Origin of the sequence: Bradyrhizobium tropiciagri, from assembly GCF_001189845.1 — a bacterium.
GTDB classification, from domain to species: Bacteria; Pseudomonadota; Alphaproteobacteria; order Rhizobiales; family Xanthobacteraceae; genus Bradyrhizobium; species Bradyrhizobium tropiciagri.
The window spans coordinates 133,405-145,286 of sequence record NZ_LFLZ01000015.1 but is presented as its reverse complement, the minus strand read 5'-3'; the positions used below and the strand labels follow the sequence as shown (position 1 = coordinate 145,286).

Annotated in this window: 13 protein-coding genes; 12 read left to right on the top strand and 1 reads right to left on the bottom strand. The window is 60.3% G+C overall.

What is annotated here, in order from left to right; genetic code table 11:
• Positions 1 to 881: biotin/lipoyl-containing protein (locus AKN84_RS15150; RefSeq protein WP_128970833.1), on the top strand; the 881-nt coding region annotated here is incomplete at its 5' end.
• A 26-nt stretch (positions 882 to 907) separates the two neighbouring features.
• Here the strand turns inward: AKN84_RS15150 and AKN84_RS15145 are convergent.
• Positions 908 to 1,414: a hypothetical protein gene (locus AKN84_RS15145; protein ID WP_050421479.1), complete on the bottom strand. Its 507-nt coding sequence runs from the start codon at positions 1,412 to 1,414 to the stop codon at positions 908 to 910.
• 87 nt (positions 1,415 to 1,501) lie between these two features.
• Here AKN84_RS15145 and AKN84_RS15140 point away from each other — a divergent pair, with 87 nt between their 5' ends.
• From AKN84_RS15140 to AKN84_RS15090, 11 genes are all read left to right on the top strand, one after another.
• Positions 1,502 to 1,861 carry a VOC family protein gene (locus AKN84_RS15140; protein WP_050421478.1) on the top strand — a complete coding sequence of 120 codons (360 nt, stop codon included), beginning with the start codon at positions 1,502 to 1,504 and terminating at the stop codon, positions 1,859 to 1,861.
• A 118-nt stretch (positions 1,862 to 1,979) separates the two neighbouring features.
• Entirely contained in the window at positions 1,980 to 2,435 is a 456-nt protein-coding gene (locus tag AKN84_RS15135; RefSeq protein ID WP_244485126.1) for a flavin reductase family protein, read from the top strand.
• Positions 2,436 to 2,734: 299 nt separating this feature from the next.
• On the top strand, positions 2,735 to 3,604 hold the full coding sequence (locus AKN84_RS15130; protein ID WP_050421500.1) for a branched-chain amino acid ABC transporter permease: 870 nt from the start codon (positions 2,735 to 2,737) through the stop codon (positions 3,602 to 3,604).
• Entirely contained in the window at positions 3,588 to 4,619 is a 1,032-nt protein-coding gene (locus AKN84_RS15125) for a branched-chain amino acid ABC transporter permease (protein ID WP_244485124.1), read from the top strand. The genes AKN84_RS15130 and AKN84_RS15125 overlap by 17 nt, the downstream gene beginning before the upstream one ends.
• A complete protein-coding gene (locus tag AKN84_RS15120; protein WP_050421476.1) occupies positions 4,616 to 5,341 on the top strand; it encodes an ABC transporter ATP-binding protein in 726 nt (241 codons plus the stop codon). Before AKN84_RS15125 ends, AKN84_RS15120 begins: the two co-directional genes overlap by 4 nt.
• A 55-nt stretch (positions 5,342 to 5,396) precedes the next feature.
• Entirely contained in the window at positions 5,397 to 6,053 is a 657-nt protein-coding gene (locus AKN84_RS15115) for an ABC transporter ATP-binding protein (protein WP_244485122.1), read from the top strand.
• A gap of 160 nt (positions 6,054 to 6,213) precedes the next feature.
• Entirely contained in the window at positions 6,214 to 6,981 is a 768-nt protein-coding gene (locus tag AKN84_RS15110; protein ID WP_050421474.1) for an enoyl-CoA hydratase/isomerase family protein, read from the top strand.
• Positions 6,982 to 7,764, top strand: a complete 783-nt coding sequence (locus AKN84_RS15105; RefSeq protein ID WP_050421473.1) for a creatininase family protein — start codon at positions 6,982 to 6,984, stop codon at positions 7,762 to 7,764.
• Positions 7,765 to 7,965: 201 nt separating this feature from the next.
• The gene (locus AKN84_RS15100) at positions 7,966 to 9,096 is read left to right on the top strand and encodes an LLM class flavin-dependent oxidoreductase (protein WP_050421498.1); all 1,131 of its coding nucleotides are present in this window, start codon (positions 7,966 to 7,968) and stop codon (positions 9,094 to 9,096) included.
• Between the two features lie 27 nt (positions 9,097 to 9,123).
• Complete coding sequence (locus tag AKN84_RS15095) at positions 9,124 to 9,903, top strand: enoyl-CoA hydratase/isomerase family protein (protein ID WP_050401602.1); 780 nt, start codon at positions 9,124 to 9,126, stop codon at positions 9,901 to 9,903.
• Position 9,904: 1 nt separating this feature from the next.
• The gene (locus AKN84_RS15090; RefSeq protein ID WP_050421472.1) at positions 9,905 to 11,776 is read left to right on the top strand and encodes an AMP-dependent synthetase/ligase; all 1,872 of its coding nucleotides are present in this window, start codon (positions 9,905 to 9,907) and stop codon (positions 11,774 to 11,776) included.
• The last annotated feature ends 106 nt before the right edge of the window (positions 11,777 to 11,882 follow it).

Below are 11,882 nucleotides of genomic sequence, written 5' to 3'. Positions count from 1 at the left end.
AAGGCGGCGAGATCTCGATCCATTACGATCCGATGATCGCCAAGCTCGTCACCCACGCGCCGTCGCGCGCCGCGGCGATCGAGGCGCAGGCGACCGCGCTCGACGCCTTCTATGTCGACGGCATCAGGCACAACATTCCGTTCCTCTCCGCCTTGATGAACCATCCGCGCTGGCGCGAGGGCCGGCTCTCGACCGGGTTCATCGCGGAAGAATTCCCCAAGGGATTCTCCGCGCGTGCGCCCGAGGGCGAGATCGCGCGACGCCTGGCGGCCGTCGGCGCCGCCATCGATCACGTGCTCGGCGAACGCAAGCGGCAGATCTCCGGCCAGATGGGCGGCCGCGTGGTGCAGCGCGAGCGTCGCCGCGCGGTGTGGTTCGATCGTGCCGAGATTGCGCTCGACGTCGCGCGTGAGGACGACGCCATCGCAGTGCGCTTCATCGGCACTGACGGGCTGCCCGGCAATCCGCACAATCTGGTGTCGAGCTGGGCGCCGGGCGAGCCGGTCTGGCAGGGCACCATCGACGGCAATTTCGTCGCCGTGCAGGTGCGGGCGATCAACAACGGCTTCCGCCTCGCGCATCAGGGTTTTGAGGTGCCGGTCTATATCTTCACCGAGACCGAGGCGACCTCCGCGCGGCTGATGCCGGTGGTTTCGGCCGCCGACACCGGCAAGAAGCTGCTGTGCCCGATGCCCGGACTCGTGGTGTCGATCGCGGTGACCGAGGGCCAGGAGGTCAAGGCCGGCGAGACGCTCGCGGTGGTCGAAGCCATGAAGATGCAGAACGTGCTGCGCGCCGAGCGCGACGGCACGGTCAAGAAGATCCACGCCGCCGCCGGCGCCACGCTCGCGGTCGATGCGCTGATCCTGGAGTTCGCGTGACAATCAGGGATCGCGATCTTCGCATTCTACGGTAAGGATATTTCGGCTAACCCAAGGCGGGGAAAGGGCGACCGCCCCATATGCAACGGGCTGCGGGCGATCAAGGTTGACCGATTTTGCGCCCGCATCTGGCTTTCAGTTCCCACCACATCAAGGCGTGCGTAGTTCCACGACACGATGACGTGAGCATTCTGAAAGCCTTGTTCATGCGACATGCGGCGGTTCAAGAATCGAGCTTGTTCGCAGATGCGCGAATGCGCCGGCAGGGACCAATAAAGGAAAATTCGGTCATCGGATAGCTCGCGAGCTGCGCAAGCGCTCAGCGGCAGCGGGTTCACATGGATGATCAACGGACCGGCGCCAGGCAAATCGCAACTGGCGCAAGCGACGATACGCGCCGAACGCACTGCCGAGAAAATGACGCTATGAATCACCTCTCGTCGTCGCTTGCGCTGGAAATTAAACAAGCCGGCCCCGATAGCCTGCAGCATAATATGCTGGTGGGCGATGCGCGGGGTGAGAACTTCAAACATTAATGCCGACCGGGCGGCGCAAGTATCATCAGGCAATCGTGGCCGGAGGTCACGGATTGATGGTGCGCTCGGAATTGAAAGCAAGAGATGAAGCTCAAGCACATCTATCTTACCGCCCAGGAACCTGAAGCGTTAGCCCGCTTCTATGAAGGGCTTGGACTGACGATCCGCTTCGCCGACGGCGCCAAATGGATTCAATTCGCCGGAGAGAAGGCCGCCTTCTGCATCGCAGGTCCCGGAGAGTCGGCTTCCGAAGGGGCTCGGAACGCGGTCGTCGTATTTGAAGTGGATGATCTGGATCTGGCGTTCGATCGGGCCCGCGCCCTGGGAGCCGAGGCTTTCGGCGAAGTGCGGGACATGGGGGCGCATGGCCGTGTGGCTTGCTTGAAGGATCCGCAAAACAACACGATCCAGCTCTTTCAAGCGTCGAACAAGCAGGGCGGCTAGCCGGCGCCGGACAACTCGGTTCGAGTATTTGCGGGAACCCATCACCATGAACTTCCGAGTGTCACCGATGCCAAACCAATCATCCCCGGTGTTCAGCAGCGCGGAATTCCGGAGCGCAATGCGCAACGTGCCCGGCGCGGTATCTATCGTGACGACGGGGGTGCGACCGGGCAGGCACGGTTTGACGTTGACGGCCGGGTGCTCATTGTCAACCGAACCATCGAGCGTGCTCGTTTGCGTCAACAAGTCCGCCGGTGGCCACGACACAATAAAGCAGAGCGGATCATTCTGCTGGAACATTCTCACGGCGGATCACGCCGAGCTCGCAAAGAAGTTTGCCGGGCAGGACGGAAGCAAGGGCGACATACGCTTTGCTGACGGTTTATGGCGTCAACTCATGACAGGTGCGCCGAGCCTCATCGAGGCAATTTGCAGCTTCGACTGCCGCGTCTCCGGTTCGTACGATGCCGGCAGCCATACGATCTTCGTCGGCGAAGTTGTTGCCCAAACAACCAACCTCGATCGCGAGCCGCTTGTCTACGTAAACGGCGAATTCACCGTACCGAAGCGTTAGAAGGTCCAGCGCACGGGCTGCCGAATGAGTGTCGCACTCAGTGAGAATAGCGCCCAGACGCCGACCGCGAATGCGAAGCAAAGGCTCAGGCCATAGGGTCCGGCGGCCAAGAGGATATCTGTCACAAACGCAGGAGAAATACCAATGCGAGGGACCATGTTCGCTGACCAGATCAGGTGGGAACTCAACGCCGGGGTGGTCTCGATCCTATCCGAGCGCGGCCGGCTGCGGGTAGCAGCCTATCTGAGTGTTGCGGTGTCCAATACCCGGCATTCGCTCGCGCCAGTCAGTGCTTGCTGATGCTCTCGCTCTGGCTCAATGTTCTTGCGAGCGGCATTCTGCTCGGTCTCGTTTACGGTCTCGTCGCATTGGGCCTGACCATCATATTCGGCGTCATGCGCGTCGTAAATTTTGCGCACGGCGAGATGGTCGTGTTCGGTGTCTACATCGGCTACTGGACGGTTCGGCTGTGGAACGTGCCAATCATCGTGGCGGCAGTTATCGCTGCGGTCGTGATGTTCGCCTTCGGATATCTGCTGGAAGCGCTGATCGTGAAGCGGTTCGTGAACCGGCCGCATCACTATCAGTTCATTGTTTTCATCGGCCTGTCGTTGCTCTTTAGCGGCACCCTGTTGGTCGCGTTCGGGCCGGATCCGCGTCCAACTGCCTCGCAGCTGTCCTTCCAGACCGTATCTCTCGGCCTTCTGACGCTCGACCTGGCAAGAGTGCAGGCGGCAGCGACCGCCGGGCTGCTCATAGCTCTGCTCGGAGCGTATCTGAAGTTCTCCCCGTTCGGCCGCTCGCTGCGGGCGGCGGCGGACAATCGTTTGGGCGGTCTCATCATTGGGCTGAACATTCCACGAGTTTATGCGGTTACCTTTGGCATCGGCGCAGCTTGCGCAGGGGTCGCCGGCGCCCTGATATCTCCCCTGTTCGACGCTCAACCATATCTCGCTGTCGATTTCACTCTCCTTGCTTTCGTGACGGTTATCGTGGGCGGACTCGGCAGCTTCGGCGGAGCTCTCCTCGGAGGTCTGGTGATCGGCGTCGCCGAGGCAATCGCGGCGTTGATGTTCACGCCTTCGATGAAGACGGCGCTTCCTTACGCGCTCCTGATCATCATCCTGGTTTACCGTCCGAGGGGGTTTTTTGGTGCAAAAGAAATTTGACCGTGGGCTGGAAAGGGCACGGTGGCTTGCCGGGATAACGGTCTTCGCTGTCCTGGGATTGGTCGGGTTGCTGGCAAACCCCTACGTCATCTCGCTGATGACGATCGTATTGTTGTTCACCTTCCTCGGTCAGTCCTGGAACTTGATGCTTGGGATCGGCGGGCAGCTATCGATCGGTCACGCCCTTTTTGTCGGGCTGGGAGCCTATTCCGTCGGTGTCCTCTACGTAAAGTACGGCATTTCGCCGTGGGTCGGGCTCTTGACCGGAATGATCCTCGCCGGATCCGTTGGCGCGTCGATCGCCTGGTTAAGCTTCCGGTTCGAGGTTCGCGGTATCTATTTCGCGCTGCTCACGATTGCTGCCGCCGAGTTCGCCAGGATCATGTTCAGTGGCTGGGAGTTCGTGGGCGCAATGCAGGGATTGTTCTTTCCTGCGCCAACAGGCGGGATCGAGATCTCCATGCTTCGCGGCGATGTCCGCTTTTACTACTTCGTCGCGCTTGCACTGGCGGCGTTGGGAGTAATCGGAACCGAATTTATTTCACGATCCTACCTCGGATACGTATGGCGGGCGATGCGCGACGACGAATCGGCCGCACGCGCGCTCGGCGTCCGGACCTTCCAGCACAAGATTCTCGTGATCTCGCTATCGGCTGCAACAGCCGCCGCGGGCGGTGGCGTTCTGGCGCTCGTGCAAGGGTCGATATTCCCGGACTCGATCATGGGGATGGGGCTATCGGTGGACGTCCTGTTAGGGCCCGTGGTCGGGGGGCTGGGGACTACGTTCGGTCCGCTGGTCGGGTCGCTCGCCGCGATTCCCCTCAACCACTTGATGAGCGCGCTCGGCGACAGTCTTCGGATCCCGGGACTGAACAATATTACCTACGGTGTTGTCCTGATCTCGGTCGTCTGGTTCCTGCCAGACGGCATCTGGCCGGCGATTGTGCGCCTTTGCAAAGCCATCCAGGCGCCACCCACGGCATGGCTGTGGCAGTCCCGAAAGGTCGAAGAATGACAGCCCTGCTTGAGGTCGAGAACCTGTCCCGATCGTTTGGAGGCTTGGTCGCGGTAAAGGATGTAAGCTTCTCACTTCGAGCGGGGCGGATCACAGCGCTGATTGGACCGAATGGAGCGGGAAAGACGACATGCTTCAACCTGGTCGCTGGTGCCCTGAAGCCGACCAGCGGCCGGGTGCTGTTCGAAGGCCGCCAGATCGACAATTCGCCACCCGAGACTGTTTGCAGGATGGGTATCGCGCGAACATTTCAAATCGTGCGGCCGATGCGCGAGATGTCGGTGCTTGAGAATGCCATGATCGGAGCCTTCAGCTGGACCAGAAACGTAAGCGAGGCCAGATCGAAGGCGTACGAGTCCCTTGAAAGCGTTGGTCTGGCCGCCAAGGCCCAGGCGAGGACGGATCAATTAACGCTGCCGGACCGGAAAATGCTGGAAACGGCCAAGGCGTTGTCGACCCGGCCCAAATTGCTCTTGCTGGACGAGGTTATGGCGGGTCTGCGACCGACTGAAGCTGCGGGTATTGTAGGCGTACTGCAGAAGCTTGCCGAAGGTGGATTGACGATCCTCCTTGTCGAGCACGTCATGCGCATCGTGATGGAAGTAGCCTCGCGTGTGGTGGTGCTGCATCACGGCGCCAAGATCGCAGAGGGAACTCCCGGAGAAGTGGTTGCAGATCCGAAAGTCCTCGAGAGCTACCTGGGGGCAGGCTTCCATGCTTAGTGGTGCGCTTTTGACGATCGATGGACTTTGTGTCGCGTACGATGGATCCTGCGCTTTGAACGGCGTTTCCCTGCAGATCCACAAAGGCGAATTGATCTGCGTCGTTGGCGCGAACGGCGCAGGGAAGACCTCACTCATCAGATCAATCTCGGGCATCGTTCGCTCATCGAGCGGTATCATCAAAATGAATGGTGTTGATATCACCGGTATGCCGCCATGGGAGATCTGCGAGCGCGGCATTGCCCAGGTCGCGGAAGGTCGGCAGATATTTGGAAGTCTGTCTGTGGAAGAAAACCTGCTGCTCGGAGGGGCGCTGAAACGCGCGAAGGCCGGGCAGTCCGAAACGCTCGAGTTCGTTTATCAATTGTTTGAGAAGCTTTGTGAGCGCCGGGGGCAATTGGCCGGTACGCTATCGGGCGGCGAGCAACAGATGCTGGCTATCGGCCGTGCAATCATGTCAAAGCCCGAGGTCGTCATGTTTGATGAGCCTTCCATCGGGCTGTCGCCCGCGCTGACGGACGTCATGTTTCGTGTGGTGAAGTCCCTGCACGAGCAGGGAGCCACGGTCCTGCTGGTAGAGCAGAATGTGGCAAAATCGCTTGCGTTGGCCAATCGCGGCTATGTTCTGGAGAACGGCTCAATCGTGCTCCACGGATCCAGCGACGAGTTGCTGAAAAATTCCGAGGTTCAGCGCGCTTATCTTGGATTGTAGTGGTCCTAATGGCGGATCGCGCCTGTCCGAAAGGTGGGCCGAGCGATCGCGGCAGAAGATGCCGCGAAACGGCCCGGGCACGACCATTCGTGTCGAGCAGCGGCGTCGGGGAAAGGGTGTACCGCAATCAATTCCGAAAAGCCTCGCTTAAGCTAATTCTATGGAAGCCGATGACGCCCTTCTGATCGAACGCGACCGTGATGTGGTCACCATGACCATGAACAGGCCGCCGGCAAACGCGCTGAATAACGCCCTTGTTGGCCGGCTGCTGGACACGTTTCGCGCATTGTCTCGTGAGCTGTCGCCGCCGGGCATTGTCCTGACCGGCCAGGGCGAGCGCTTCTTCAGCGCGGGCGGAGACATAAAGGAGGTCGCCGGCATCGAAATATCCCGGCCTCGGATGAGGAGCTTCCACGCGCTTCTTTGCGAGATGGAGAGATACCCCGCGCCCTTCGTATGTGCCGTGCGTGGCTACGCCGTCGGCGGGGCCTTGGAGTTTCTTCTTCACGCCGACTACGTCGTAGCGAACCATGAATGCAAGGTCGGGTTCCCGGAAATCAACCACGGCCTCTTGCCTGCAGCCAAAGGAATCCGGAAGGCAGTTCAGAAGCTTGGACTTCGTGAGGCGCAGGCATTGCTCTACTGGGGCGACTTGACCGACGCCCAAAGGGCACTCCAAATTGGGGCGATCAACGAGATCGCAAGCACCGCGGAAGTGATGGTGAGAGCCGGGGAGGTATGCAAGTATCTTCGTGGAAAGGAGCGCAAGCTGTTTGCGGCGATCAAGCATTCGCTGAACCTGACGGGCCAAATGGACGATGCTGCGCTCGAGGCGGTGACGATCGAGGATCTCGCGGCCTACCTGGTAGACGATAGTTCGGCACAGGCGCGGTCGCGCTTTCTGTCGAAACAGCCAGGGAAAGCGTGAATGACCGCACCGGCATTGCCTGACGAGCTCCGCCTTGAACTGATGAGCTTCGAACAGGTATCGGCCGCTCTTGCTGCGGGGGCATCGACCGTCCTGATACCTTGCGGAGCTGTGGAGCAACATGGACCGCACCTTCCGCTCTGCATGGATGCGGATCATGCAGAGGCCATCGCGGCAAGGCTGGCGCGGCATCTGGGACGCACCCTGATCGCGCCCACCATCAAGGTCGGCTGTTCAGCCCACCATCTGGTCTTCCCGGGGACGATCTCTATTCGCCCGGAGACGTTCGAATCGATCTGCCTGGATTATTGCACAAGTCTTGCGAGGCATGGCTTCAGGCGCATTCTGCTGTTCTCGGGGCACATCGGGAATTTTCCCGCGCTCCGGGACATGCTTCCCCGGCTGAGGAGCGCCGTTCCGGTGGACGTCGAGATCGACGCGTACTGCGATGCCGTCGCCTGGATCGAGAGATGGCGAAGCGCCGTCGAGCAAGCGGGTGGTGACCCGAATGCGGTTGGAGGACATGCCGATATCGCGGAGACGTCGCTCATGATGTTGCTCCGCCCCGACAGCGTTCGGCTCGATCGGTTCGAGGTCGGGCATCTCGGCGCGCTATCCGAGGAGCAGCTTCAGGCAATGTGGAGAAACGGGATCAAGTCTGTCACCGCCAACGGCATCATCGGCAACCCGTTTGGCTCGACGGCCCGGATCGGCGAGCGATGTCTCGCGGCGATAGCAGATCTTCTGGCTGTCTCGTTTGGAAGCCGAAGCAACGCTGTCTGAATCTCTCGTGCTCCTCCGCCGATGAACGCCGAGAATGATTGTCGCGCCACGTTCAGCGGCGTTGGCTGCGAAAGGGGCAGGCGTCGACTGCTCACAGCACAAAATTTGGAAAGTCATCTAACCGCGGGGCGCATTCGAACAAAAATGTTGCCGTGCCCATGAAATGCTTCGCCATCTTGACACTCCATGAGGATCCAGAAGATGGCACTTACGTTCGGGTTTTGGTCGGAGCAAGAAACCCAGGTCGGGCAGAGCTACGCCCGCCGACTCCATGAACTCGTGGACGAGGTGCGTCTGGCGGAAAAGGTCGGATTCGACTGCGTCGCGCTTTCCGAGCAACACGTTGCACTCGGCGGCATCTCGAGCTCCGCGCCGGAGGTCGTCTACGGGTATCTTGCAGCCGTTACTTCGCGCGTGAAGCTGCGGTCAGCGGTGACGCTGATGCCCCAGAAGATCAATCATGCTTTGCGATCGGCGGAGCGATTGGCAGTAACCGACATCCTGTCGCATGGCCGCATGGAATTTTACGCCGGCCGGGCCAACACGACCATCGCCATGCGCGCCTTCAACGTTGATCCGAGCGAAACGCTCGCTCAGATGGAAGAAGGTATCGCGCTCCTGAAGAAATCGATGCGCGAAGATATCTTCACCTTCGAGGGCAAGTACTATCAGATCCCGCCGCGGATGCTGGTGCCCAAGCCGATGCAGAAGCCTCATCCGGTGATCGGCATCGCTGCAACCAGCGAGCGGAGCCACAGCTGGGCCGGATCCGAAGGCCTCGCCGTCATGAGCAACTGCATCTACCAGGGATGGGAGGTCCAGGAAAAGCTTCTAAACACTTACCGTCGCGGCTGGAAGCGTGACGAACAAGGTCCGCTCGATCGGCCGCGCATCGGCATTCCGCTTTTCTTCGGCATCGGGCCAACCGATCAGAAAGCGAAGGACGATTACGCCGAGCCCCTCATGCACTATGCGAGGATTTCAACGGACGCCTATCCCCGTCTCGCGAAGCTCGCCGACGACTATGCGTATATGAGCGAGAGCGTGCCAGCCATGGAGCGCGCGGGAAAGGACTGGGACTACTTGCTCAACCACTCCGCGACAACGGTCTGCGGAAGCCCGGACACTGTCATTCGTCAGATCGAGAAGTTCCAGGCGATGGGCGTCGACGAGGTGCTTCTCCATCTCGACTCCGTCAGTCACGAGAAAATCATGGAAGCGATCGACATGTGTGGCCGCTATGTGATCCCCCACTTCAACGACAGAAACAATGTCGTCCGGCCTACGGAAGACATTCTCGGACAGATCCGCGCCATGCGATCGCAAAAATAAGCCAACCGGAACCAACGGAAGATAGCCATGTCGAAGCAGAACTATAAATATCTGATCGTCGAGAAGCGGCCGAGCGGTGTCGCCATCGTCACGATGAACCGGCCGGAGATCCTCAACGCCATCAATTGGGATATGCACAGCGAGCTCGAGCGGGTCTTCGTCGAGCTGGACGAGGACAAGGCGGTCCGTGCGATCGTTCTGACGGGGGCCGGACGGGGGTTCTGTTCGGGCGGCGATCAGAAAACGCTCGACAAGAGTCCGATCCCGTCGCCGACTCGGGGCGGACGCCATCTGATCCGGAACATGCTGGAAGTCGAGGCGCCGATCATCGCCGCGGTCAACGGCGTCGCGGTCGGTCTCGGGGCAACCCTCGCCTTGTTCTGCGATGTCATATTCGCGAGTCCGGCCGCGAGGTTTGCCGACACGCATGTTACGGCAGGCGTGGTCGCGGGCGACGGCGGCGCGGTGATGTGGCCACTGTTGATGGGGCCCGTCCGTGCGAAGCACTACCTGATGACCGGTGACTTCATCTCCGCGGAAAAGGCCGCGTCCATCGGCATGATCAACGAGGTGATTTCGAACAGGGACGTCAAGGATGCTGCAATCGAGTACGCGGAGATGCTCGCGAGCGGCCCAAGGGAATCAATCATCTGGACCAAGTATTGCGTGAACAAGATCATCAAGCAGTACGCGCATCTGCTCCTGGACACCTCGACCGCCCTCGAGACGATCACCTTTGCCGCGCCCGACCGGCGCGATGCCGTTGCCGCCTTCGCTGAAAAGCGCAAGCGCTTCGCGGAGCGTTGAGGTGAGCGCCGAGGGTTTTGCGTCAGGCGCCCAACTCGCCGACGTGACCATCCCGCAGCTTTTGAGCCAGCGGAGGGGGGTGCTTTCTGACGAGATCGCTTTCAAGCAAAAACGTCGCGGTGAGTGGATCGCCACGACCTGGAAGCAGTATTCGGACCTGGTGGCCAAGTTGGCGGCCTCTCTGCAAAGGGCTGGATTCGAACGCGGCGATCGCGCGGCGATCATGGGGGATGTGTCCCAGGAATGGCTTCTTGCCGACATGGCGATCATTTGTGCCGGCGGCATCATGGTCGGCGTCTACTTCACCTCATCGGCGGAGGAGGTCGGCTATTATCTCGGCGACTCCGGAACGTCGTTCATGTTCGTCGGGAGTGAACTTCAGCTCGGTACCGTGCTTGCATCGGGCCGTGCTGACCATCTGAAAAGAATCATCGTGCTTGATCCCGCGTGGAAGAAGGCAGGCGGGCCGGCGAACGTCGTTTCTCTTCATGATTTCTGGAGCGAAACATCGGTTGACGCCGACATCTTCCTGCGGGAGCAGGTCGCGAAAGCAACGCCGAGCGATCTGACCAGCATCGGATACACGTCCGGCACGACGGGATTTCCGAAGGGAGCGATGCTGACCCATCTGTCGCTGCTCGCCGGTGCGCACAGCGTAACCCTGTTCACGTCGAAGTTGCGCTCCGATGTCCACCGCGTCGTCGTGCACCTGCCGATGTCACACACGGTGGCACGCGCGCAGGCAACGACATTGCCTCTGCTCATCCGCCTGGTGCCGTATTTCGGCGAGAACAGCGCAGAGTTCGCTCAAACGGTCAAGGAAGTGAAGCCGACCTACTTCATGGCTCCGCCGCGGTTCTTCCAGCGTTATGCCACCCAGATCCTCAGCAAGGTTCACTACGGGTCCGAGAAGCAGAAGCAGAACTATCAGCTCGCGATGACCATCGCCCGCAAGGCTCTTGATGATCGCCAGGCCGGAGGCGTGCCGGACCCGTTCATTTCCGGCCTCTTTGCCGTGTGCCAGCAACACGTCTTCCGTCCGCTGCTTTGTGAGGTCGGGTTCGAGGAACTCACGGTTACATACACCTCGTCTGCGGCGATGCCTCCCGAGCTGATGTCGCTGTGGCAGCTATGGGGGTTGCAGCTGAAGGAATGTTACGGACAGACAGAGCTGGTCGGCGCCAACCTGGTGCAGATGGCGGAATGGCCGGAAGCCGGCACCGTGGGCGTACCTCTGCGGGATCCGGCTTGGGAGACCGCTGTTCTCGAAGACGGGGAAATGATTGTCAGAGGACCCGGACTCTTTGTCGGTTACTGGAATAAGCCGGAAGAGACCAAGTCCGCTCTGCGCGACGGCTGGCTCTACACCGGAGACATCGTGGACGTCGATTCGGCAGGCCTTTTCAGGCTGGTCGATCGAAAAAAGGAGATCATCAACACTTCCAATGGAAAATCCATCAGCCCGACGCAGATCGAAAACGAGCTCAGGCGCAGCCCGTTTATCTCTGAGGCGGCTGTCCTTGGAGAAGGAAAGAAGTACCTCACCGCGTTGATCGAGGTGAACGCGACCGCGACGATGGATTGGGCCAGATCGCACGGTCTTCGCATCGACCGGTACTCGGAACTGGCGAACTCCGAAATCGTGGTGCGGATGATCGAAGCTGAGATCGGCAAGGCGAATGGCAGGCTCGCCAGGGCCGAGCAGATCAAGGCGTTCCGGATATTGCCGGAAGAGCTTTCTCCCGAGAACGGCATGATGACGCCGACTCGGAAGAAGCGTCGGAAGCAGATCATGGAGCGGTATCGACCGCTAATCGATACGCTTTATGACGAGAGCGAAGAAAACCTCGTCAAGGCGGAAGTCAGACCCTGAGCCAAATCACGCGGGCGGCGCATCTCGTGAAGCGCGCCGAGCGCGACTGCACGTCCCTGGCGCGATTCGCCTCACTGTTCGTTGAGCGCGCCTGTCAGACCGCATC

What these genes read in the sequence shown, in the direction of transcription:
- AKN84_RS15130 (WP_050421500.1), top strand. Translation starts at nt 2,735, where the DNA reads ATGCTCTCGCTCTGGCTCAATGTTCTTGCGAGCGGCATTCTGCTCGGT.
- AKN84_RS15100 (WP_050421498.1), top strand. Translation starts at nt 7,966, where the DNA reads ATGGCACTTACGTTCGGGTTTTGGTCGGAGCAAGAAACCCAGGTCGGG.
- AKN84_RS15105 (WP_050421473.1), top strand. Translation starts at nt 6,982, where the DNA reads ATGACCGCACCGGCATTGCCTGACGAGCTCCGCCTTGAACTGATGAGC.
- AKN84_RS15110 (WP_050421474.1), top strand. Translation starts at nt 6,214, where the DNA reads ATGGAAGCCGATGACGCCCTTCTGATCGAACGCGACCGTGATGTGGTC.
- AKN84_RS15095 (WP_050401602.1), top strand. Translation starts at nt 9,124, where the DNA reads ATGTCGAAGCAGAACTATAAATATCTGATCGTCGAGAAGCGGCCGAGC.
- AKN84_RS15145 (WP_050421479.1), bottom strand. Translation starts at nt 1,414, where the DNA reads ATGTTTGAAGTTCTCACCCCGCGCATCGCCCACCAGCATATTATGCTG.
- AKN84_RS15120 (WP_050421476.1), top strand. Translation starts at nt 4,616, where the DNA reads ATGACAGCCCTGCTTGAGGTCGAGAACCTGTCCCGATCGTTTGGAGGC.
- AKN84_RS15140 (WP_050421478.1), top strand. Translation starts at nt 1,502, where the DNA reads ATGAAGCTCAAGCACATCTATCTTACCGCCCAGGAACCTGAAGCGTTA.
- AKN84_RS15135 (WP_244485126.1), top strand. Translation starts at nt 1,980, where the DNA reads ATGCGCAACGTGCCCGGCGCGGTATCTATCGTGACGACGGGGGTGCGA.